The sequence below is a fragment of the Pelomicrobium sp. genome (assembly GCF_036803785.1).
Classification (GTDB): domain Bacteria; phylum Pseudomonadota; class Gammaproteobacteria; order Burkholderiales; family UBA6910; genus Pelomicrobium.
In genome coordinates this window covers 1-21,976 of record NZ_DAIRTR010000021.1, presented here as the reverse complement: position 1 = coordinate 21,976, position 21,976 = coordinate 1, and the positions used below count along the sequence as shown (strand labels likewise).

24 protein-coding genes are annotated in these 21,976 nt (G+C 65.3%); 12 read left to right on the top strand and 12 right to left on the bottom strand.

All coding sequences use genetic code 11. The features are described from left to right. Positions 1-448 precede the first annotated feature (448 nt). The 11 genes from V7Q81_RS04135 to V7Q81_RS04085 all read right to left on the bottom strand — a co-directional run bounded on the left by V7Q81_RS04135 (position 449) and on the right by V7Q81_RS04085 (position 10,240). Positions 449-2,077, bottom strand: a complete 1,629-nt coding sequence (locus V7Q81_RS04135; protein ID WP_333840618.1) for an ArnT family glycosyltransferase — start codon at positions 2,075-2,077, stop codon at positions 449-451. Further along, on the bottom strand, positions 2,074-2,370 hold the full coding sequence (locus V7Q81_RS04130; protein WP_333840616.1) for a lipid-A-disaccharide synthase N-terminal domain-containing protein: 297 nt from the start codon (positions 2,368-2,370) through the stop codon (positions 2,074-2,076). The genes V7Q81_RS04135 and V7Q81_RS04130 overlap by 4 nt, the downstream gene beginning before the upstream one ends. Before the next feature lies 1 nt (position 2,371). Continuing rightward, positions 2,372-3,163 carry a glycosyltransferase family 2 protein gene (locus V7Q81_RS04125; RefSeq protein WP_333840614.1) on the bottom strand — a complete coding sequence of 264 codons (792 nt, stop codon included), beginning with the start codon at positions 3,161-3,163 and terminating at the stop codon, positions 2,372-2,374. Between the two features lie 144 nt (positions 3,164-3,307). Beyond that, entirely contained in the window at positions 3,308-4,612 is a 1,305-nt protein-coding gene (locus V7Q81_RS04120; RefSeq protein WP_333840612.1) for a sensor histidine kinase, read from the bottom strand. After that, positions 4,602-5,285 (bottom strand): response regulator transcription factor, encoded by a 684-nt coding sequence (locus tag V7Q81_RS04115; protein WP_333840610.1) that lies wholly within the window; start codon positions 5,283-5,285, stop codon positions 4,602-4,604. Before V7Q81_RS04115 ends, V7Q81_RS04120 begins: the two co-directional genes overlap by 11 nt. Positions 5,286-5,313: 28 nt before the next feature. Continuing rightward, positions 5,314-6,051 (bottom strand): arginyltransferase, encoded by a 738-nt coding sequence (locus V7Q81_RS04110; RefSeq protein WP_333840609.1) that lies wholly within the window; start codon positions 6,049-6,051, stop codon positions 5,314-5,316. A 79-nt stretch (positions 6,052-6,130) separates the two neighbouring features. After that, the gene (aat, locus tag V7Q81_RS04105) at positions 6,131-6,826 is read right to left on the bottom strand and encodes a leucyl/phenylalanyl-tRNA--protein transferase (protein ID WP_333840607.1); all 696 of its coding nucleotides are present in this window, start codon (positions 6,824-6,826) and stop codon (positions 6,131-6,133) included. Between the two features lie 63 nt (positions 6,827-6,889). Next, the gene (locus tag V7Q81_RS04100; protein ID WP_333840605.1) at positions 6,890-7,585 is read right to left on the bottom strand and encodes a hypothetical protein; all 696 of its coding nucleotides are present in this window, start codon (positions 7,583-7,585) and stop codon (positions 6,890-6,892) included. Between the two features lie 115 nt (positions 7,586-7,700). After that, entirely contained in the window at positions 7,701-8,237 is a 537-nt protein-coding gene (locus V7Q81_RS04095) for a superoxide dismutase family protein (protein ID WP_333840603.1), read from the bottom strand. 64 nt (positions 8,238-8,301) lie between these two features. Continuing rightward, positions 8,302-9,642 carry a nicotinate phosphoribosyltransferase gene (locus V7Q81_RS04090; protein WP_333840601.1) on the bottom strand — a complete coding sequence of 447 codons (1,341 nt, stop codon included), beginning with the start codon at positions 9,640-9,642 and terminating at the stop codon, positions 8,302-8,304. A gap of 16 nt (positions 9,643-9,658) precedes the next feature. Further along, positions 9,659-10,240: a nicotinamidase gene (locus V7Q81_RS04085; RefSeq protein WP_333840599.1), complete on the bottom strand. Its 582-nt coding sequence runs from the start codon at positions 10,238-10,240 to the stop codon at positions 9,659-9,661. A gap of 630 nt (positions 10,241-10,870) precedes the next feature. Between V7Q81_RS04085 and V7Q81_RS04080 the strand changes: the two genes are divergently transcribed. The 10 genes from V7Q81_RS04080 (at position 10,871) to V7Q81_RS04035 (ending at position 19,559) form a co-directional block, all read left to right on the top strand. Further along, positions 10,871-13,444, top strand: a complete 2,574-nt coding sequence (locus tag V7Q81_RS04080) for a heavy metal translocating P-type ATPase (protein WP_442954754.1) — start codon at positions 10,871-10,873, stop codon at positions 13,442-13,444. A gap of 21 nt (positions 13,445-13,465) precedes the next feature. Then, complete coding sequence (gene ccoS, locus V7Q81_RS04075; protein WP_333840595.1) at positions 13,466-13,642, top strand: cbb3-type cytochrome oxidase assembly protein CcoS; 177 nt, start codon at positions 13,466-13,468, stop codon at positions 13,640-13,642. Between the two features lie 122 nt (positions 13,643-13,764). Then, entirely contained in the window at positions 13,765-15,192 is a 1,428-nt protein-coding gene (gene ccoN, locus V7Q81_RS04070; RefSeq protein ID WP_333840593.1) for a cytochrome-c oxidase, cbb3-type subunit I, read from the top strand. A gap of 10 nt (positions 15,193-15,202) precedes the next feature. Beyond that, positions 15,203-15,817 (top strand): cytochrome-c oxidase, cbb3-type subunit II, encoded by a 615-nt coding sequence (ccoO, locus tag V7Q81_RS04065; protein ID WP_333840591.1) that lies wholly within the window; start codon positions 15,203-15,205, stop codon positions 15,815-15,817. 4 nt (positions 15,818-15,821) lie between these two features. After that, positions 15,822-16,016 (top strand): cbb3-type cytochrome oxidase subunit 3, encoded by a 195-nt coding sequence (locus V7Q81_RS04060; protein WP_333840589.1) that lies wholly within the window; start codon positions 15,822-15,824, stop codon positions 16,014-16,016. Next, the gene (gene ccoP, locus V7Q81_RS04055) at positions 16,013-16,921 is read left to right on the top strand and encodes a cytochrome-c oxidase, cbb3-type subunit III (RefSeq protein ID WP_333840587.1); all 909 of its coding nucleotides are present in this window, start codon (positions 16,013-16,015) and stop codon (positions 16,919-16,921) included. Before V7Q81_RS04060 ends, ccoP begins: the two co-directional genes overlap by 4 nt. Before the next feature lie 132 nt (positions 16,922-17,053). Beyond that, positions 17,054-18,505 carry a cytochrome c oxidase accessory protein CcoG gene (gene ccoG / locus V7Q81_RS04050; protein WP_442954751.1) on the top strand — a complete coding sequence of 484 codons (1,452 nt, stop codon included), beginning with the start codon at positions 17,054-17,056 and terminating at the stop codon, positions 18,503-18,505. Next, positions 18,477-19,025, top strand: coding sequence for a FixH family protein (locus tag V7Q81_RS04045; RefSeq protein WP_333840585.1), 549 nt, complete (start codon positions 18,477-18,479; stop codon positions 19,023-19,025). Before ccoG ends, V7Q81_RS04045 begins: the two co-directional genes overlap by 29 nt. Before the next feature lie 19 nt (positions 19,026-19,044). After that, positions 19,045-19,179, top strand: a complete 135-nt coding sequence (locus V7Q81_RS04040; RefSeq protein ID WP_333840583.1) for a DUF3149 domain-containing protein — start codon at positions 19,045-19,047, stop codon at positions 19,177-19,179. Next, complete coding sequence (locus tag V7Q81_RS04035; RefSeq protein ID WP_333840581.1) at positions 19,176-19,559, top strand: hypothetical protein; 384 nt, start codon at positions 19,176-19,178, stop codon at positions 19,557-19,559. Before V7Q81_RS04040 ends, V7Q81_RS04035 begins: the two co-directional genes overlap by 4 nt. On the opposite strand, the gene fnr is transcribed toward V7Q81_RS04035, so the two are convergent. Beyond that, entirely contained in the window at positions 19,556-20,302 is a 747-nt protein-coding gene (fnr, locus tag V7Q81_RS04030) for a fumarate/nitrate reduction transcriptional regulator Fnr (RefSeq protein ID WP_333840579.1), read from the bottom strand. The genes V7Q81_RS04035 and fnr overlap by 4 nt on opposite strands. Before the next feature lie 147 nt (positions 20,303-20,449). Here fnr and hemN point away from each other — a divergent pair, with 147 nt between their 5' ends. Next, entirely contained in the window at positions 20,450-21,871 is a 1,422-nt protein-coding gene (hemN, locus tag V7Q81_RS04025) for an oxygen-independent coproporphyrinogen III oxidase (protein WP_333840647.1), read from the top strand. Positions 21,872-21,890: 19 nt separating this feature from the next. After that, on the top strand, positions 21,891-21,976 hold an 86-nt coding region (locus V7Q81_RS04020; protein WP_442954753.1), incomplete at its 3' end, for an urease accessory protein UreH domain-containing protein.

The following is a 21,976-nucleotide window of genomic DNA, read 5'->3' as shown; positions in this document are numbered from 1 at the left end:
GTCGAGCGCTGCTCACGGCGATGAAGGTGCCTTCGCAGAAAAGCGAAAGCAGGCGAGTGGGTCCTGGCCTCAGCAACCCCTCAAGGGCCGCACAGACGATCTCAGCGCATTCGAAAGGAGCTTGCCTGCGCGAGCGTTCGGGGTTCGAAGCTGCCGCGGGGGCTTCGTGCAGCTCATCGGTGCCAAGCTTGAAGGCAAGACCCCAAAGGCCAAGCCTAGCCAGCCGATGGCCGAAGCGGACCGCGAGCTCGTCGCAGAGTAGTCGCTTCTGAGCCTCGTTTCGCGTCCCGATGGTGCGAAACTCGGGTCGATGCCGCCGTTCCAGCCCGGGCAGATCAAAGCGCGAACGCCCTTGGGTAGCACGCCCGGCGTAACTGCAGCCGGCTCGCCCGCAGCGCCGAAAAATGTGGCTGTGCCAGTCTGCAGAACGGGTCCTCTTGGGCGCCCGTCACGGCTCCGCCTCGCTCGTCGGCATACCGGTCGGGTGCCCTGCTGCAAGGCGCGCGACGGCACGGGCTCCCACGATGGCCACGAACCGGCTGCGGAAAGGTTGCAGGAACTCCGCCTCGTCGAGTAGGGGGTCGCCCGGAGGAAGATAGACGATGGCCCGACCTGACGGATGCCGGGCGAGCCAGGGGGACAGGTCCCGGGGCTCGATGACTTCCAAGGGATGCTCCAGCCGTCCCAGGAACTGGAACTGGCCGTGATATTTGCCCACGTGAGCAAGAGGCGCGCCGTCGTCCTCGAGGACCTTTAGACGGGCGCTGATGGGACCTAGATCGTAAGCGCCCCACACGGGCAGGGACAGCCCCGCCTGAAAGGTGGCGACAGTGAAGACCGATGCCAGGGCGAGCTTCGCCGTTTCCAAGCTCGAGTGGGAGAATTTGAGCACTGCTAGGGCGAGGCCGGCGCCGGCGATGGTGAGGCCTGTGACCACAGGAAGCTCCTCAGTCCACGAAGGCAGGTGCAGGCGCGCTCCGAGAAACGGGGTGAGGGAAAAGAGCCCTCCGAGGAGCACCAGGCCGGCGGCGGGTAGCAAGACGTCGCTCGGGCGGATGGCGGGGTTTTGGGCAAGCCCGCGCCCCGCCAGCAAAGCGAAGGGCGGCAGCAGCGGCAAGAGATAGTGGGCCTGCTTGCCGCTCAGGAGGGAAAAGGCGACGAGCCCCAAGCCACTCCATATCAGGGTTAAGCGGATTCCACTGTCGGGGGACACGATCAGGGAGCGCAGCGAACGCCAGAGGGGCGGCCAGGCGATCCAGGGGAAGAGCAGCAGGGGCAGCAAAGGCAGGTACCACCAGAACGGGCGGCGGTGGGCGAAGGCGGACACCATGCGGTCTGCCGTCTGATGCCAGAGAATTTGTTGCGCGTAGGCTTCGCCCCCGGCGCGGGCGGCGGGCAGGGCCCATGCGGCGGCGAGGACAAGCCCGAGGAGAGTGGCTGCGGCGAGGCCCAGATACCAGCGGCTCCACGGGGGGCGATTTTCCTGCATCCACCAGGGGGCGGTCAGGGCGGGCAGGCCCAGGTGCAGCAGGGCGACTGGGCCTTTGGCCAGGATGCCCAGGCCGGCCGACACCCCGAACAAGGCAAAGCCCTGCCAGCGCCTTCCCTGCCAGGCATGCAAAAGCCCCAGCGCGCCGCACAGCACGAAGAAAGAGAGTGTCGTGTCGTAGACCAGGCCAGTGGAAAATGCCGACCAGAAGGTCGTTCCCAGCAGCACCAGGGTTGCGGCACCGGCCGCCTCGGGCATTTGTGGCCACAGGCGCCGCCCCAGGCGATGGGTGAGGTAAAGGCAGGCGAGGGCGAACAGGGCGGGCACCAGCCTGGGCCACCAGGCGTTGACACCGGTCAGCGCCCAGCCGAGATGGATGATCCAGAACAGCAGCGGCGGTTTGTCGGCGTAGGGTACGCCGTTCAGAGAGGGGACCAGGAAATCGCCCCGGTTCCACATTTCCCAGGCGACACTGACTACCCGGGTTTCATCCACGGGAAGGATGGGCCGGAACTCCAGCGTCACGAAGAGCGGCAGGAGCCACAGCGCAAGAACGAAGGCGACGGCGGCGGGCTTGAAGCGTCTCATGCCGGCCCGCGCTGCTCATTGCCGGCTGCTGTGGCGCGGGCGCTCAAAATCAGGTGAAGGTTGCGGGCGTAGATTGCGAGCCCGGCCAATTGCCCTACGATGAAAACCGGGTCGGCCCGGTAGATGGCGTAGCCGAGCAACACCGCACCGCCAGCGAGGCTGAAGTACCAGAAAGCGGGGGGCACGACGCTTTCCCCGCGCCGCTCGCTGGCCCACCATTGGACCAGGAAGCGCAAGGAAAAGAGGCATTGGCCGACAAAGCCCAGCCCCAACCAGAACAGCTCCGGGCTCATCTCAATGGCCTTCCTCGATCTCGGCCCGGCAATAGCGGCGTTTCAGCCACAGCACGCCCATGAGATCGACGATTCCGACCCATAGACGATTGCCAATGCCATAGTGGGAGCGGCCTGCAAGCCGCGGGCGGTGGCTCACCGGCACGAGCAGGATTTCACCCCCCTGGCGCTGGATGAGCGCCGGCAAGAAACGGTGCATGTGGTCGAAGTAGGGCAGTTCCAGGAAAGCCTCACGCCGGATCAACTTCAACCCGCACCCAGTGTCGGCCGCACCGTCCCCCAGTAGGCGGCTGCGCACCGCGTTGGCGATGCGGGAAGACAGCCTGCGCACCCAGGGGTCCTCCCGACGCAGGCGCTGGCCGGCTACTAGCTGTACCCGCTCGGGCGCCGGATGGTTGGACAGCGCCGCGATCAGCTTGGCGATATCCGCGGGATCGTTCTGCCCGTCGCCGTCCAGAGTGGCGATCCACGGGTGGCGAGCTGCCCGAACGCCCGTGCGTATGGCGGCGCTCTGGCCACAGTTGCGGCGGTGGCGCACATAGCGCAGCCACGGCCGCCCGATGGCGAGCCTACGCAGCTCGCGCGCGGTACCGTCGCTGCTTCCGTCGTCGACGAAAATCACCTCCGAGGGGGGGAGCGCCGCGCGTGCCGACGCCAATTCGCCCACGAGCCGAGGGAGGCTTGCTTCCTCGTCGTGCAGGGGAATGACCACAGAAAGGGCGGCGATCTTCGAGCCGCAGGCCACAAAAGCGCCTGACAACGTTTCGATCTTGATGACCTCGCGAAGCTCCATCGCCGGCTCATGGAATGGGTTAGCAATCGCGGGGATGCTAGCCCATGTACCATCGAGACGACGTCGAGGACATGTGAGGAATTTGTGAAAGCGCGCCTGGAAGGCGCGGGCTCGACGCCCGGGCGGGCTCGTACGCGACCTGGCTCAGGAGGGCGCCGCCGGAAGGGGGCAAGAGGTGCTCGGGAACCGGATGCGGAAGCAGGTGCCTTCGCCTAGCCGGCTGTGCACATCGATGCGCCAGCCGAGCTGCTCGGCGATGGAGCGCACGATGGCCAGCCCGAGGCCCGTGTGTTCGCCGCCGACGGCGTTGGTGCCGCGGTAGAAGCGCTCGAAGATGCGCGGCAGATCGTGCTCGGCGATGCCGCTGCCGGTGTCGCTCACTTCCAACACAGGAGCGTCGTAGTGCAGCCGGACGTGCCCGTGCAGTGTATGGGCGATGGCATTCTTCAACAAATTGGTGACCGCGAGCTCCAAGGCAGTGCGGTTGGTCTGCACCGTGGCGCTCGCGTCGATGTCGATTTCCACCTGTACCTGCGGGCGTGCCTGCAGCGCTTCCTTCAACGAGCTCAACACCTCCTGCACCGCTTCGCGCAGGTTGACCGTTTCCTGCTCGCGGAGCGCGTTTTCCCGGGCGAGGAACAGCAGGGCGCGGATCGACTCCTCCATGCGGGCCGCGGCGCTGGCCAGCGCGTCGACTCGGGCGCGGGCCTTCGTGGAGAGGCCGGGATCCTGGGCCAGTAGCTCGCAGCCGGTCTTGATGGCAGTGAGGGGCGTGCGCAGCTCGTGGCTCACGTTGGCGGTGAACTCCTTTTCGCGACGGATCAATTCGGCCGCCCGGCGATGGTAGTCGCTGATTGCCCGAGCGAGGCTCGCGACCTCCTCGTCCAAGTAATCGGCGGCTGCCGGCAGGGTGTTGTCCTCCGGACGCAACTGCGCCACCCGGTGCGCGAGATCGGTCACCTGACGCACGAGGAGCCCGGCCACCCCGTAGCCCAGCAAGGCCGCGACCACCGCCATGGTGAGCACCGCCAGCACCATCAGATGGCTGAATTCCCGCACCCGCGCTTCATGTAGCGTCGCATCGTAGACAAGATACAGGGTGGCCTCTCCTATGCGCCGCACGGCAAAGTGCAGCACGCGCCCGTCGCGCTGGATTTCCACGGCCCCGGGGGGCAGGTCGCGAAGGGCGGCGGGGACCTGCAATCGCTCCGCAGGGGTACGGGCGAAATAGCCGTGGAAGCGCTCGCTCGCCGGCAGCTGTGGCACTTGCCCGTGCCGCAGCTGTTCTTCGAGCCGGTGCAGCTCGTCTTCCAGGATCTGGTTGACCAGATTGTCTTCCTGCTCGTAGGTGAGGATAACCACCGCCACCGACTGGGCGACCAGCAGGAGCAGGCTGAAAGCGGCGATGGCGAGCGCGGTGCGGGTGCGGAAGCCGAGCTTAGCGCTCATGGGTGGAGGACAGGCGATAGCCGATCCCGTGCACGGTTTCGATCGGATCGTAGCCGCCGACGGCGGCAAGGGAGCGCCGCAGCACATACATCTGGGAGCGCAGCGTATCGCTCGATTCTTGCGGCTCGCCCCATAGCGCGGTTTCCAGCTCAGCCCGGGAAAACACCCGGTCCGGCTGGGACATGAGCAGCTCGAGCAGCCGGATCGCCTTGGGCGGGAGCTTTACCGGCTTGCCGCCGAAGCGGATGGAGAGGGTGCGGGGATCGAAGCTCAGCTCGCCCACCCGGAACTCCCGCCGGGCAACGCGGCCGGTGTGGCGTCGATAAAGGGCGGTGAGCCGCGCCTCCACTTCTCGCAGGGAAAATGGCTTCACCAGGTAGTCGTCGGCACCGTGCTGGAAGCCCTCCAGCTTGTCTTCCAGGGTGTCGCGCGCGGTGAGCATGAGCACCGGCGTGTCCTTGCCCGCTTCCTCCCGCAGCTTGCGGCACAGGGTCACGCCGTCCATGCCTGGGAGGCTGAGATCTAAGAGGATGGCGTCGAAGTCCTGGGTAACGGCGAGGTGCAGGCCGGTGATTCCGTCGGCCGCGGCGTCCACCGCATGGCCCCGCGCTTCCAGGAAATCGTAGAGGTTGGTGGCGATGCTCTTGTCGTCCTCGACGATCAGGATGCGCATCGCCGTAGAAAGGGGCGCGGGGAGCCGGTCATGCCGGCACGGGTGGCGCCAGCCGTTGCCACCGGCCGTTGACCAGTCCCTCCATCGGCTGGAACTGGATCTTGTAGGCCATCTTGCGGCTCTCAGCAATCCAGTAGCCGAGATAGAGGTAGGGCAGCCCCAGCTCGCGGCACAGGTGGACCTGCCACAGGATGTTGTAGGTGCCGTAGCTCGTTCCCGGCACGTTGGGCTCGAAGAAGGTGTAGACCGAGGACAGCCCGTCGGACAGCTCGTCGATGATGCTCACCATCCGCAGCTCCCCACCTTCGTGGAATTCCACCAGCTTCGACGAGACGTTGCTCTGCAGGAGGAAATGGCGGTACTGCTCCCGGCTGTCCTGGTCCATGCCGCCGCCCGCGTGGCGATGAGCCTGGTAGCGCAGGTAGAGGGCGTAATGGGCCGCGCTGTAGTGCAGGTTGTGGACGCTTGCCCGCAGATCACGGTGGCGCTTCCAAGCCCGGCGCTGGGAGCGGTTGAGTTTGAGCTCGTCCACCACCACCCGCACCGGCACGCAGGCCCGGCAGTGGTCGCAGTAGGGCCGGTAGGTAAAAGCACCACTGCGGCGGAAGCCGGCCCGCACCAGCTCACCGTACACCCGGGTGTCGATCAGGTGGCTCGGCGTGGCCACCTGGCTGCGAGCGAGCCGTCCCGGGAGGTAGCTGCAGGGGTAGGGTGCCGTGGCATAGAACTGGAGCACCGACAGGGGAAAGTCGTTGAGCAAAGCCATGGTCAGACCCTAAGCTCCAGTCAAATGAGATCCCGCCCGTTCATCAGCCTTCCGAGTGCCTTCCCGGCTCGACGTGTCATCAGACCAAGTCGGTGTCGAAGCGCCATTTTCCGGTGATGCCGCCATAGTTTACCAATTCCGACAGACGGCGCGTGAACTCGCTGCGGGGAATCTCCCGCGCCCCCAGGGAACGCAGATGCTGGGTGGCCATCTGGCAGTCGATGAGCCCGAAGCCCCAGCGTTCGAGCTGGCGCGCTAGGTGCACCAGGGCGATCTTGGAAGCGTCGGGAACGCGGTAGAACATGGACTCGCCGAAAAAGGCCCGTCCCAGGGCTACCCCGTAGAGCCCGCCTGCCAGCTTCCCGTCGATCCAGGTTTCCACCGAGTGGGCGTAGCCAGCCCGGTGCAGCGCCTCGTATGCCTCCATCATCAGGGGGGAGATCCAGGTGCCCGCTTGCCCGGGGCGCGGGGCGGCGCAGGCCGCCATCACCCGGCGAAACGCGCTGTCGCAGCGGATCTCGTAGCGGCGCTGGCGCAGCGTTTTGCGCAACGACCGGGAGATCCGGATCTGCGGCGGAAACAGCACCATGCGGGGGTCCGGACTCCACCACAGGATGGGCTCGCCCTCGTTGAACCAGGGGAAGATTCCCTGGCGGTAGGCCTCCAGGAGCCGGGCGACGGAAAGATCGCCTCCGGCCGCGAGCAGCCCGTTGGGGCAGGTCAGGGCGGTTTCCACCGGGGGAAACGGGGTATGGGCATTGAGCCAAGGGATCATCCGGGAGCGGTGGGAAGGCGGCCGCCTTTGCCGAGGGCGGCCGAGCGTTGCCCGAGGGGAACACTAGCAGCGCACCCGCTGCTCGCAGTAGTGGGCGAGCTCCGTCACCCGGGTGGCGCGGGTCACCGGGGTCTTGGGCAAGGTGTCGGAGCCGTGTTCCAGCACCAGCCGAAAGTCGTACTTGCGGAAGAATTCGTCGAACAGTTCTCCGCCCAGGGTACCGACGGCGTACAGCCAGTCGGTCGCCGGATCGTGCTCTAGCAGGATGGCCGCCAGGGGCTGATCCGCCGGCCCGCCCACCACCCGCGCCCCGCTGGCCGGATCGTACTCGCTGTGCTCGGCGCAGCAGTGGATCATGTTGGGCCGGGCGAAGGTGGAACCCTCCGAGGCGCTGCGGTAGCTGATGAAGCTGATTTGTTTGGTCGGGTACGCCAGCTTGTGGGCACAGATGGCGGAATAGGCGACGATGGAGCGCCGGGGGCCGACGCCCCCCGTCCAGACATAGGCTTGGCCGCTGGCGGTCTTCAGCCGCACGTCCCGCTGGGTGGGCCTGCCCAGATCGAGGAGGAAGCAAGGCGTGCCCCCGAAAGGATAGTGAAAGATGTAATTGGTTCCGGCGGCGAGGGTGGAGGCGCGGATGGGTTTGTCCTCCGGGTCGACCAGCAAGGCCCGGGCATAGTAGCGGGGTGAGACCGCTTGGGCGGCCAGGACCTGGGGGTCGGCGGCGGCGAGAAGGGCGCCAGCGGCGCAGGCTTTCATGAAGTGGCGGCGTTCCATGGGTGAGGGGCAGAAGAGGCAAGCGATGGGGCTAAATCTAACCCTCTGGCCGTCGCTGTCAACGGGGCGGGGCGGGACCCCCGCCCCTCAACGCGCCTCAATAGGCGCTGCGGCCCCCTTTGGCGACGATCAAGCCGCAGGCGATGCGGGCGCCCGCGTTGCCGTGTGGTTGAGTTTTAAAGTCGTCCGGGTCGGCGTGGACGATCACGCTGCGACCCAGGAGATTGCCCGGTCCGGAGCCGATGGAGAGGTCGGCCGTTTCCAAGGTCAGCTTGGCGTTGCCGCTAGCATCGGCCACGAGGTTGCCCAGGTCACCCGCATGGCGGTCCGGGTCGTTGGGACCGCCGTGTTTCTTTCCATGGGGATTGAAGTGTCCGCCGGCGCTCATGCCGTCGGGGGCGCTGCAGTCGCCTTTTTCGTGGATGTGGAAACCATGGGGCCCGGGCTTGAGCCCTTTCACTTCCGCCACCACCAGCACCTTGTCTCCTTTCTGGGTGAAATGGACGGTGCCGTTGACACCACTCCCTTTCAAGGGCTTGAGCTCGGCGGTGGCGGAGGGCCCGGAGGAAAAGGGAAGATAGGCGCAGGCGGAGAGGAATACGGCGGCGGTGGCGACGAGCGTGGCGTTATTCATGGTGGCCTCCTCTCGTTGTGTGAATGGGCGATTCTCATTGTAGTCCGAAGGCAAGGGGCCGACGTCAGGAAATGGGATCCAGGGCCTCCCGCCGGTCCACTTCCTCCGCTAGCGCCCGCAGGGCGGGCGCTATTTCCACGGGATAGGGCGGGGCCGGCTCGAGCCCTCGCAGGGCTTCGGGCAGCCGGGCGTACTGGGCCAGGGTTCGCGCCCGGATCTCCTTCAGGGGCGGGCAAGGCTCGATGCGGCGGCCCCCCGCCATAACCTGGACCAACAAGGGTTCTCCTTCCTGGGGGTCGGTCTCCAGGGTGAGCACGTCCCCCGTCATGACACCCTTGGCGTCGTAGCGGCGATAAACCTGCTTGCGCCCGGGCCAGGTGGCCTTATGCTCGGAGCGCTTGCGGCGGGCCCGGCCGGCGTATTCCTGGAGCTTGTAGACCGAGTCGAGAAAGGGAACGTCGCTGGAGGTGGTGAGGCTGGTGCCGACGCCGAAGCCGTCGATGGGTGTGCCTGCCTCCACCAGGGCTGCGATCTTGGCCTCATCCAGGTTGCCGCTGGCGAAGATGATCGCCTGGGAAAGCCCGCCCTCGTTGAGAATGCGCCGTACGTTGCGGGCATGGCTTGCCAGGTCGCCACTGTCGATGCGCACCCCTCGTATCTGAATGCCGTCCGCCGCCAGCTTTCGCGCCAGCTCCACCACCCGCCGGGCCCCCCGCTCCGTGTCGTAGGTGTCGATGAGCAGGATCGCGTTCTTGGGAAAAGTGCGGACGAAGTCCTCGAAGGCCTGTGTCTCGGAATCGTGGGCTTGGACGAAGGAGTGGGCCATGGTGCCATAGACGGGAATCCCATACTCCCGTCCCGCCAGCACAGTGGCGGTGCCGTGGAACCCGGCGAGGTAGGCGGCCCGGGCGGCCAGGAGCCCGGCTTCCGCCCCATGGGCCCGCCGCAGCCCGAAGTCCACCAGGAGCTTCCCTCGGGCGGCGAGCACCGAGCGCGCGGCCTTGGAGGCCACCATGGACTGGAAGTTGATGAGGTTGATGAGCCGGGTTTCCACCAATTGGGCCTGGGGTAGGGGCGCCACGACCCGCAGGATGGGCTCGTCGGAGAAGAAGGGCGTGCCCTCGGGCATGGCGTACACCTCCCCTTCGAAGCGCAACCCCGCCAGGAAGTCCACGAAACCCGGCTTGAACAACCCCGATTGCGCCACCCAGCGCAGATCCTCGTCCCGAAAGCGCAAGTTTTCCAGGTAGTCAAGGGCCTGCTCGAGTCCGGCCGCCACAAAAAAATTCCGCTCGGGTGGTTGCTTGCGCACGAAGAGCTCGAACACGGCGGTCGCCTGCAGCCCCCGCTCCAGGTAAGCCTGGAGCATGGTGAGCTGGTAGAGGTCGGTGAGCAGGGGGCTCATCGAGCGCAACGCTGCCTCAGGCCAGGTCCGCCACGGTGATGGGCACCGCGCCTCTGCGTTCCATCTCCGCCTGAGCCGCCCCCCCATCCCCCGGCTTCACGTCCACGGCGCGGATAGCGTCGGTCAAGAGCAGCACCTGCAATCCCTGGGCCAGCGCGTCCTTCACCGTGTTCAGGACGCAGTAGTCGGTAGCGAGCCCGCCTACGACCACCCGCTTCACGCCCCGGCGCTTAAGCTCGTTCCCCAGCTCGGTCCCTTGGAAGCCGGAGTAGGCGTCCCGCTCGGCGGTGGTGGCCTTGGAGATCACCACCGTCGCGGCGGGCAGTCGCAGACTCGGGGCGAACTCGGCTCCCCGGGTGCCCGCCACGCAGTGGGGGGGCCACGGCCCCCCCTGGGGCTTGAAGGAGCAGTGATTCTCGGGATGCCAGTCCCGAGTGGCGAATACGGGCAATCCTTTGGCCTCGAACAGGGCCGCAGCCCGGTTCAGGGGTTCGATGACCCGATCCCCCTGCGGGACGGCCAAGGCTCCGCCGGGAAGAAAGTCGTTCTGCACATCCACGATGATCAATGCATCGCCGGAAGAGACAGTGAGCGTCATGGTGATCCTCCTATCGGAGCTGCACGGTCCTCTTTGGTTGTTGCGACGCGGTTGGAAGGATTCAAGTTTCCGATTATAGGAAGGAAGCTCGGATGCCGCAGCGCTACCCGAGGTCTGGTTCGGTCCTTCGTCTGACCGATGTTTGATCCAGATCAAATGCTGCGCTGCCGCGGCCGCTAGGATAGCACCCGCAGGGCTAGGCGCTGCCCCGGATAGGGGGGAGATAGGTCTTGCCGACGCGGGGGATTGACCGGTGCGCCCACCAGTGGCGGGGGGTGAACCGGACGCGGGTGCTTCGGCCGGCGCTCCCAGGGAGAGGGTGTTCATGCCCCGACCGGCAAATGGGTCTCCCTCACATGGACGAAAAGTCGCGGCGAACGATGGCGACGTGAGGCGCCCCGTCTCGGGCGGCCCGCGGACCAGGTTAAACACAATGCCTAGATCTTGTGGCGTGTGCCGGATGCGGAGCATGAGCGGCTGTGTCATACATTAGATTATTCGATACATCTAACATATTGTCGTTTCTCGGGAGTGCCCCTACGGGGCAAAGTGAAAAGCCCCCAGGCGGCTTATTCCCGGGACGGCGAACGCTTCGCCCAGGCTCGCTTGGACATGGCTGATGGATGTTCCATGGCGAGCCTCTCCTCCCCGGACCCCTCCTCTTCGGCAGCCACCGCCTGTTTTCACTGCGGGCTTCCAGTGCCGCAAGCGTCCCGGTACGCCGTCCCGGTGGATGGCGTCATGCGCCGCCTGTGCTGCCCCGGCTGTGAGGCGGTGGTGCGCGCCATCGTGGCTGCGGGCCTTGAGAGTTATTACCGGCACCGCAGCGCGCTGCCGGCTTCACCCCGGGACAGCCTGCCCGAGTTCCTGCGGGAGCTCGAGCTCTACGACGCGCCCAAGGTGCAGCAAGGCTTTGTGCGGGCCGCGGGAGAGCACGTGCGGGAGGCTTCCTTGATCCTGGAAGGCATCCGCTGCGCAGCCTGCGTGTGGCTCAACGAGCAGCAGCTCGCCCGGTTGCCCGGGGTCCTGGGCGTGAGCGTGAACTATGCCACTCAGCGGGCTCGGATCCGCTGGGACGAGACGCGGGTGCGCCTGTCCGAGATCCTGCGGGCCATCGCCGCCATCGGCTATACCGCCCATCCCTACGACCCCAGCCGGCACGAGGCAATCCTGCGCCAGGAACGACGGCGGGCCCTGTGGGAGCTGTTCGTTGCCGGCTTCGGCATGATGCAGGTGATGATGTTGGCGCTCCCGTCTTATTTGGCCGGGGAGGGAGAGATGCCGCGGGATGTTGAGACGCTGCTGCGCTGGGCGGCACTGCTCCTGACCGTGCCGGTGGTGGGGTTTTCCTCCACCCCCTTTTTCCGGGGGGCTTGGAACGATCTGCGGGCGCGGCGGCTGGGCATGGACGTGCCGGTCGCGCTGGGCATTGGGCTCGCCTTTGCTGCCAGCGTCTGGGCCACCCTCACCGGTGAGGGGGAGGCGTACTTCGATTCCATCACCATGTTCGTCTTCTTTCTGCTGGGGGGCCGTTATCTGGAGTGGAATGCCCGTCAGCGGGCGGCCGACGCTTCCGAGGCATTGGCCCGCCTGAGGCCCGCCATGGCGTGGAAGCTTTCCGCTTACCCTCACAGCGGCGAGGAGACACGGGTGGCGGTGGCCGAGCTCGCTCCGGGCGACTACGTGCGGGTACGCCCCGGGGAAGCGGTGCCGGCGGACGGGGTGGTGGCTGAGGGCACGACCGCCGTGGACGAAGCCCTCCTCACCGGGGAGAGCCGGCCGGTGGCGAAACGGCCAGGCGATGGGGTGGTAGGGGCTTCCCTCAATGTGGAGAGCCCGGTAGTGGTGCGAGTGGAGCGGGTGGGGGAGGAGACGGTGCTCGCCGGCATCCTGCGGCTGCTGGACCGGGCGGCGGCGGAGAAGCCGCCCATCGCGGCGGCAGCCGACCGCGTGGCGGCCTGGTTCGTGGCGGCGCTGCTCATGGTGGCGGCGGGGGTGTTCCTCTATTGGTCGTCGGTGGAACCGGAACGGGCCCTGTGGATCACCGTGGCAGTGCTGGTGGTGACCTGCCCCTGCGCTCTGTCCCTGGCCACGCCCGCCGCCCTGGGAGCGGCCACCAGCCGACTGGCGAGGAAGGGGTTGCTGGTCACCCGAGGGCATGCCCTCGAGACCCTGGCGAAGGCCACCCATGTGGTGTTCGACAAGACGGGAACGCTCACCGACGGGCATCTCACCCTCGAGGAGGTTCTCCCCCTGGGAGCCTTACCCGTCGAAGCGTGCCTCGCCCTGGCGGCTGGCCTGGAGCAGGGGGCAGAGCACCCAATCGGCCGGGCGTTGCGGGAGGCCGTCCGCGCCCGGGGCTGGACGCCTTCCAGCGGGGCCCTGCCGGTGCGCGTGCCGGGCGCCGGGATGGAGGCGGTCATCGACGGGCGGAGGCTGCGTATCGGAACGCCAGCCTTCGTCGCCGAACTCGTGGGACAGGCGCTGCCCTCGTCTCTCTCGACTTTCCTGGAAGGCCATGACACGGGGGTGGTCTTGGGCGCCGAAGACGGCTATCTCGCGGCATTTGCCTTTCGCGATGCCTTGCGTCCGGACGCTGCGGCGGCCGTGGCACATCTGCAGGCTGCGGGTTGCCAGATCCTGCTGCTCTCCGGCGACCGGCCTGCGGCGGTACGGCGGGTGGCCGAGCGCCTGGGAATCGAGCGTTTTGTGGCGGGGGCCTCGCCCGAAGAAAAACTGGCCTGGATCGAACGGCTGCAGCGGGAAGGCGCGGTGGTGGCCATGGTGGGTGACGGAGTCAACGACGCGCCGGTGCTCGCCCGAGCCCAGGTTTCGGTGGCGGTGGGGGAGGCGGCCCAGGCCGCCCGGGCGAGCGCGGACATGGTGCTTGCCTCCGGGCGTCTCCTGGACCTGGCGGATGGCTTTGCCCTGGCGCGCCGCGCCACCCGCGTCATCTATCAGAACTTCACCTGGGCCATTGCCTACAACCTGGGGGCGCTGCCGCTCGCCGTGGCGGGTTTCGTCACCCCTTGGATGGCAGGACTTGGCATGGCGGGAAGCTCGCTGCTCGTGGTAATGAACGCCCTGAGGCTGGCGCGCCACGGATCGGAGATCGGTCACCGCATCGTGCTACCCGAGCTTGGCCTAAAAGGGCTTGCCCATGCCTCGATGCCGAAGCCTTCGATCTCGAATCCTGATTCCTGAGCCAGAACCGCGATCTCTGAAATGGACATTCTGTATCTCCTCATCCCCCTGTCCCTCGCGCTGGTGCTCCTGATCGGCGCGGTGTTCTGGTGGGCGGTGAGAAGCGGACAGTTCGACGATCTGGAAGGGCCGGCCCATCGCATCCTCATGGACGACGACCGGCCGGGAAAAGAGGAAGGAGCCTGGCCGTCGACTTGATGACGTTCAGAAATCGCCAGTGGCGAGATCCTTGCCATCGATGCGGTCGCGCCCTCCATGTGCCGGAAGGCGGGGACCAGAAAGGCTACGAGGTTTTCGATTGGGAAACGGGAGAGAGCTGAATGGAAGCGCAAGAGACATACAACTACAAGGTCGTCCGCCAGTTCGCTGTCATGACTCTGGTATGGGGTGTCGTGGGCATGCTGGTGGGGGTGATCATCGCCGCCCAGTTAATCTGGCCAGATCTCACCTATGGCATTCCGTGGCTTTCCTACGGGCGGCTGCGGCCGCTGCACACCAATGCGGTGATCTTCGCTTTCGGGGGTTCCGCCCTGTTCGCCACCTCCTACTACGTGGTGCAGCGCACCTGCCACGCGCGGCTTTTCTCCGACGCCCTGGCGGCGTTCACCTTCTGGGGCTGGCAGGCGGTGATCGTGGCCGCGGCTATCACCCTGCCCCTCGGCTACACCACCTCCAAGGAGTACGCCGAGCTGGAGTGGCCCATCGATGTCCTGATCACACTGGTGTGGGTCGCCTACGCCATCGTGTTCTTCGGCACCATCTACAAGCGCAAGACCCCCCACATCTATGTGGCCAACTGGTTCTTTGGCGCCTTCATCCTCACCATCGCGCTGCTGCACGTGGTGAACAGCCTGGAAATCCCGGCTAGCTTGTGGAAGTCCTACTCCATCTTCAGCGGCGCCCAGGACGCCATGGTGCAATGGTGGTACGGGCACAATGCGGTGGGCTTCTTCCTGACTGCCGGCTTCCTCGGGATGATGTACTACTTCATCCCCAAACAGGCGGGACGGCCGGTGTACTCGTACCGGCTGTCCATCGTGCATTTCTGGGCCCTGATCTTCACCTACATGTGGGCGGGACCGCACCACCTGCACTATACCGCGCTGCCCGACTGGACCCAGTCGCTGGGAATGCTCTTCTCTCTCATTCTGCTAGCGCCTTCCTGGGGTGGGATGATCAACGGCATCATGACCCTGTCGGGAGCATGGGACAAGCTGCGCACCGACCCGATCCTCAAGTTCCTGGTGACTTCCGTCTCGTTCTACGGCATGTCTACCTTCGAAGGACCCATGATGTCGGTAAAGACGGTAAATGCCCTGTCCCACTACACCGACTGGACCATCGGCCACGTGCATTCGGGTGCCCTCGGCTGGGTGGCCATGATTTCCATCGGTTCTCTCTACTATCTGATCCCGCGCATGGTGGGCCGCAGCGAGATGCATTCGGTCGGCCTGATCACGGTGCATTTCTGGGTATCCACCATCGGCGTGGTGCTCTACATCGCCTCCATGTGGATCGCCGGGGTCACCCAGGGACTCATGTGGCGGGCGGTCAACGATGACGGCACCCTTACCTACAGCTTCGCGGAAAGCGTCAAAGCCATGTATCCCTTCTACTCGATTCGCCTAGTGGGCGGCATCCTGTTCCTCGCTGGCATGCTGATCATGGCCTACAACGTATGGAAGACCATGGCCGGTACCCGGGCCGTGGACGATGTGCCGGTGCCGGTGCCGGCCGCAGTGCACTGAGGAGGAGGCCATGAGCTCGATGCACGAAAAAATAGAAAAGAACGTAGCGCTCATGGTTGTACTCATCGTCCTAGTGGTGGCGGTGGGCGGCCTGGTGGAGATCGTGCCGCTCTTTTTCCAGCGCTCCACCACCGAGCCGGTACCGGGGCTCAAGCCCTTTAGCGCTCTACAGCTGGCAGGCCGCGATATCTACCAGCGGGAGGGATGTTTCAACTGCCATTCCCAGATGGTGCGGCCGTTTCGCGCAGAGGTGGAGCGCTATGGCCATTACTCGGTGGCGGGCGAATCGGTGTACGACCACCCGTTCCTGTGGGGGTCGAAGCGTACCGGTCCGGACCTTGCCCGGGTAGGCGGGCGCTATTCGGACGAGTGGCACCGCGTCCACTTCATGAACCCGCGGGACGTGGTGCCCGAGTCCAACATGCCGGCCTACCCGTGGCTCGCGCAGGCCAAGGTGGACGGTGCCCGGGTGGCGAGACACATGAAGGCCCTGCAGCGCGTGGGTGTGCCCTACAGCGACGAGGACATCGCCAACGCGCCCAAGGAAGTCGAGGGCAAGACCGAGATGGACGCTCTCATTGCCTACCTCCAGGGGCTCGGCACGGCATTGAAGAACGCGAGGTGATGCGATGGACATAAACGATCTGAGGGTTTTAGAGACCGTGCTCGCCTTTGTCGTGTTCGTGGGCATCGTCGCCTGGGTCTGGAGCGGGCGGAGCCAACGGCGCTTCGATGAAGCCGCTCTCGCCCCCTTCGATGGCGAGGAGCGGGAGCGCATCCGCAACGAGAGGGAGCAAGCGCGCCGCGGGAGGAAAAAACAATGAGCGATTTCGTGAGCCCCTTCTGGGGCTGGTACGTGGCCGTCCTGACGCTGGGGAGCATCGTCGGCTGTGGCGTGTTCCTGTGGTCCCTGTCCAGGGCCAAGGTGAAGAAAGGGGAGGCGGTAGGTACCACCGGCCACGTGTGGGACGAAGATCTGGCGGAATGGAACAACCCCTTGCCCAAGTGGTGGAGCAATCTCTTCTACATCACCATCGTGTTCGCCTTGGTGTATCTGGTGTTCTATCCGGGGCTCGGCACGTTCCAGGGCATTCTGGGATGGAGCTCGAAGGGCCGGTTCGAGCAGGAAATGGCCAGGGCGGAACAGACCTACGGGCCTATCTTCAACAAGTTCCTGCAGCAGGATCTTAAGGCGGTGGCGGCAGATCCCCAGGCGCGGGACATGGGCCAGCGGCTGTTCCTCACCTACTGCGCTCAGTGCCATGGGTCCGATGCCCGCGGATCCGTGGGCTTTCCCAACCTGGCCGATGGAGACTGGCTCTACGGCGGCGATCCGGACACGATCAAAGCATCCATCGCCAACGGTCGCCAGGGCATGATGCCCCCCATGATCGACGCGGTGGGCGGCCCCGAAGGGGCGAAGGCGGTGGCCCACTACGTGCTCTCCCTTTCCGGCCGGCCCCATGAGGCGAAGCTGGCCGAGCAGGGCAGGGAGAAATTCGCTGTGTGCGCAGCCTGCCACGGCGCCGACGCCAAGGGCAATCCCCAGCTCGGCGCGCCCAATCTGACCGACAGCGTGTGGCTCTATGGCGGAAGCGAAGCCGCCATCCTCGAGACCATCACCAAGGGGCGCAGCGGGGTCATGCCGGCCTGGGGCGAGCGGCTGTCGCCAGCCAAGATTCACCTGCTCGCGGCCTACGTGTACGGGTTGTCGCAACAAGCCAAGTAGACGTTGGAAGTGCGGGCGATCTTCAGGCAGAAGGGGCGGGAAGCGCTCCCAGCGGAAGAAAGGCGGCTCGAGGCAGGGCAGGCGGCGGGACCCAGATCGCCGTCTGCCCCCGTGCTAGGGGAGCGGGACAGCTTGACGCCTGCGAAAGGCATCAAGACATTGGATCGGCCAGTTCAAAAGGCAAACGCTTCCGGGGCGGACGACAGCCTCGAGGTTGCCCTGTACGAAGTCCGCAAGAAGATTTACCCGCGGGCGGTCTCGGGTGTGCTTGCCAGCTGGCGTATCGCCCTGGTGGCGCTCACACAGCTCGTATTCTACGGTCTGCCTTGGCTCACCTGGAACGAGCGGCAAGCGGTGCTGTTTGATCTCGCCCATCGCAAGTTTTACATCTTCGGCATCGTCTTCTGGCCTCAGGACTTCATTCTGCTCACGGCCCTCTTGGTGATCTCAGCCCTGTCGCTCTTTCTGTTCACTGCCATCGCCGGTCGCCTGTGGTGCGGCTTCGCCTGTCCCCAGACGGTGTACACGGAAATGTTCCTGTGGATCGAGCAGTGGGTGGAAGGCGACCGGATGAAGCGCATGAAGCTGGACCAGGCACCCATGAGCTGGCGCAAGCTGCGCCTCAAGGCTGCCAAGCACGGGCTGTGGATCGCGCTCTCTCTCTGGACTGGGATCACCTTCGTGGGCTACTTCACGCCCATTCGCGAGCTGCTCGCCGAGCTCGCGCGATTTTCCCTAGGACCGTGGGAGACCTTCTGGGTGCTGTTCTACGGCTTCGCCACCTACGGTAACGCCGGCTGGATGCGGGAACAGGTATGTAAGTACATGTGCCCCTACGCCCGCTTCCAGAGCGTAATGTTCGACCCGGATACGCTGATCGTCACCTACGACCGCTACCGGGGTGAGCCTCGGGGAGCGCGCTCCCGCTCCGCCGAACGGAAGACCTTGGGACTTGGCGATTGCGTCGATTGCGGCATCTGCGTGCAGGCGTGCCCCACGGGCATCGACATCCGGAACGGCCTTCAGTACGAATGCATAAGCTGCGGCGCGTGCATCGATGGGTGCAACCAGGTGATGGACAAGATGGGCTATCCCCGGGGGCTCATCCGCTTCTCCACCGAAAGCGCGATCGAAGGGAAATATTCGGACCGGGACATCGTGAAGCACCTGCTGCGGCCCCGGGTGCTGATCTATTCGGCCATCCTCCTTGCCTTGGTAGCGGCGGTGGCCGCTACCCTGTATTTCCGGGTACCCCTCAAGGTCAACGTGATCCGCGATCGGGCGACTCTGGTACGGGAGGCGGAGGATGGGCGGCTCGAAAACGTGTACCGGTTGCAGATCTTTAACACCACAGAAAAGCCGCGGCTCTACACCGTTACCGTTAGCGGCATCGAGGGACTCGAGCTGGAAGGGGAGCCGCAGCCGATCCAGGTGGAAGGGGCGTCGTCGCGCATAGTGTCGGTGCGGCTGCTGGCCGAGCGGACGGCAGTAGAGAAAGGCTCGAACCCGGTCATGTTCCACGTGCAGGCGCTCGACGACGAGCGGGTGAGGATCGATGAGAAATCCAGCTTCATCGCCCGCTGAAGGGCGGGAGCAGGCGCTCGGGGCGCGCCCCTGGTACCGGGAACCCTGGGTATGGGGACTCGCCGCCGGGCCTGCGGCAGTGGTGGCCGCAGGCTTTGCCACCTTGTGGATCGCGTTCAAGAGCGACGATGGCCTGGTGGTGGAGGACTATTACAAGCAGGGACTCGCCATCCATCAGGTGCTGGACCGGGAGCGGAGCGCCCTTCGCCGAGGCGTGAGCGCCGAAGTCCGTCTGGAGGACGACGGGCGCACAGTGGTGGTGGGGCTCACGGTGAAAGACGGACCGTTGCCGACCGCGCTCGTGCTCAAAGTGATTCATCCCACCCGGGCGGGCTACGACCAGACGTTGCGCCTGCTGCCTGCAGGCGGGCACGAATTCCGCGGCGCGCTCGCGCCGCTCAGCTTTGGTCGCTGGGTGCTCAACCTGGAAGACGAGCGCAGCACCTGGCGGCTCACGGGTTCCTTCTGGTATCCCGAACGAGCAGCGGTGCGGCTCACGCCACCGCCCGCCGCATCCTGATCGAAGGAGGGAGAACAACATGTCTGCGGCACTGGAACTGCTGTTGGACTCCGATTTCGGCCGCTTGAGCCTGTTCACCACCGGTTTCGTCCTCGGCATGGGCCTTTTCCCGCTGGTATGGCTCGCCCGGAAGTCTCGGGGGCCGAGAGCATGAGCTGCCCGAGCTCGTCGCGGGAGGTGGAGACCCGAAACGCCCAAGAATTGGGCGGCTTGGGGCGACGCCTGATCTGGATCCTGTGGCCTTCGTTCCTCGTGGGTGGGATCGGAGAGGTGATTTTTTTCACCCTGTTCGATCCCGTGCAGTTGCCCTTTAGCGATACACTTCTCCCGGGCGGCCAGGCACTAGGGGATAACCGCCTGATGGTCTATACCATCGGCTTCTTCCTCTTCTGGGCTTTCGCCGCTGCCTCGAGCGCCCTCACCTGTTTCTTCCAGCGTACCTCGGCCGAGATCAACCGCTGCCCGCTCACACCCACGGAGCGGCCCCCGGGCTGTCCCAAGCGGCAGGAGCCAGGCACGCCGGACTGCGGCTAGCGCAGCATGCAGGGGCCGACGAGGGCGTTGAGCCCTTCGGGATCCAGGATCTGGATGGCCTTATTGTGTACCCGGATCAAGCGCTCTTCCTGGAACTTGGAGAAGAGGCGGCTCACCGTCTCCAGCTTTAGGCCCAGGTAGCTGCCGATCTCTTCCCGGGTCATGCGCAGATTGAACGCGCAAGGGGAATAACCGCGGGCTTGGAAGCGCTGGGAAAGATTCACCAGGAAGGCGGCCAGGCGTTCCTCCGCCTTCATGCTACCGAGGAGCAGCATGACGCCCTGGTCACGGACGATCTCCCGGCTCATCATTTTATGCAGGTGTCGCTGCAGGGAGGGCATCTCCCGGGAGAGAGCTTCCAGCTCAGTGAAGGGCACCAGGCAGATCTCGCTATCCTCCAACGCAATAGCGCTGCAGGGATGGCGCTCCGCGCTGATGGCGTCCAGGCCCATCACTTCCCCCATCATATGGAAGCCGGTCACCTGCTCTCGCCCGTCTTCCGAGAGCAGATAGGTCTTGAAGAAACCCGAGCGCACGGCGAACAAGGCGTCGAAGCCCTCTCCCGCCCGGTAGAGGTGCTCGCCCCGCTTAACGCGGCGGCGCTGGTACACCACCGCGTCCAGGCGCTCCACCTCTTCCCGGGTGAGCCCGATGGGCAGGCACAGCTCCTGGAGGTTACAGGCGCTACACGCGGTGCGCAGCGCCGTGAGGCTGATGCCCTTGACGGGGGGCGAGGCGGTCATGGCGGGTACTGAAGAACGATCCCGGGCGGATCCGGAGCGAAGATGAACGAATTCTAATGCACCCCATTCCGTTGATCTAGATCAAAGGCGCCTCCGCCGTCCGTGGCATAGTAGGCCGCTATGGGAACCGTCTTGTATTTCGTCCCGATGCAACGATCCGAACACCAGACAGCTTTCCCCAGCGCTTCACCCTTGCCGGCTTTCGACGCCGAGCTGATCCGCCGCTTCGACGTGAGCGGTCCCCGATATACTTCTTATCCCACCGCAGACCGCTTCGTGGAAGCCTACGACGAGGCTGCCTATCGGGCCTGGGCCGCGAAGCGTAATATTGGCGGCATCCGCCGGCCCCTTTCCCTTTACGTGCACATCCCGTTTTGCGACACGGTCTGCTTTTATTGTGCATGCAACAAGATCATCACCAAGAACCGTCGCCACGCCGCCAGCTATCTCGGCTATTTGCGCAAAGAGCTGGATCTGCAGGCAGCCTTGTTTGCCGGAGACAACGAGGTGCGCCAGCTCCATTTCGGTGGCGGCACTCCTACCTACCTCTCGGATGAGCAGCTCGGCAGCTTGATGCAGGACATTCGCTCCCGGTTTACCCTTTCGCCCCAGGGGGAATACTCCATCGAGATCGATCCGCGCAAGGTGGGCCCCCACACGGTGCAGGTTCTGGCAGAGCTCGGTTTCAACCGCATGAGCCTCGGCGTCCAGGACCTGGATCCCCAGGTGCAGCGGGCGGTGAATCGGATCCAGAGCGAAGCTCAGACGGTGGCCGTGATCGAGGCTGCCCGGACCCACGGATTCCGTTCGGTGAGCCTGGATCTGATCTACGGGTTGCCGAAGCAGACGGTGGCGGGTTTTGCCCACACGCTGGAGCGGGTGATCGCGGCCAACCCAGACCGCATCGCCCTCTATAACTACGCCCACTTGCCCCATATCTTCAAAACCCAACGGCAAATTAATCCTGCCGAGCTGCCCAGTGCCGACGAGAAGCTGCAAATCTTCAAGCTCGCCATCGAGCGCTTGACCGCCGCGGGATACCTCTACATCGGCATGGACCACTTCGCCAAGCCGGACGATGAGCTGGCGGTGGCCCAACGCCAAGGGCGGCTGCACCGCAACTTCCAGGGCTACTCTACCCACGCCGGGTGCGACCTGGTGGGTCTCGGGGTTTCGGCCATTGGCATGATCGGTCCCACCTACGCCCAGAACCACCGGGCGCTCAGGGACTATTGCGAGGCTCTGGACGACGGGCGACTGCCTATCATGCGTGGGCTGGAGCTTTCCGCCGACGACCTCCTGCGGCGGGCGGTGATCCAGGCCCTCATCTGCCATTTCGAGCTTTCTTTCGAGCCCATCGAAAGCGGCTATCTCATCGATTTCCACCGCTATTTCCAGCGGGAGCTGGAGGCGCTGAGGGAGCTGGAGCGCTGGGGCCTCGTGACGATAGAGGACGACTGGATCGGTGTTACCCCCCGGGGGCGGCTCCTGGTGCGCCACGTATGCATGGTGTTTGACAAATACCTCCAGTCCGACCTCCAGCGCACCCGCTATTCGAAAGTGATATGAACGTTCGATACGCTCGGTGATGAGCTCAGGGTTTCTCTCAGTGTTCCTCGTGGGGTTGCTGGGTGGAACCCACTGCGTCGGCATGTGTGGCGGCATCGTGGGGGC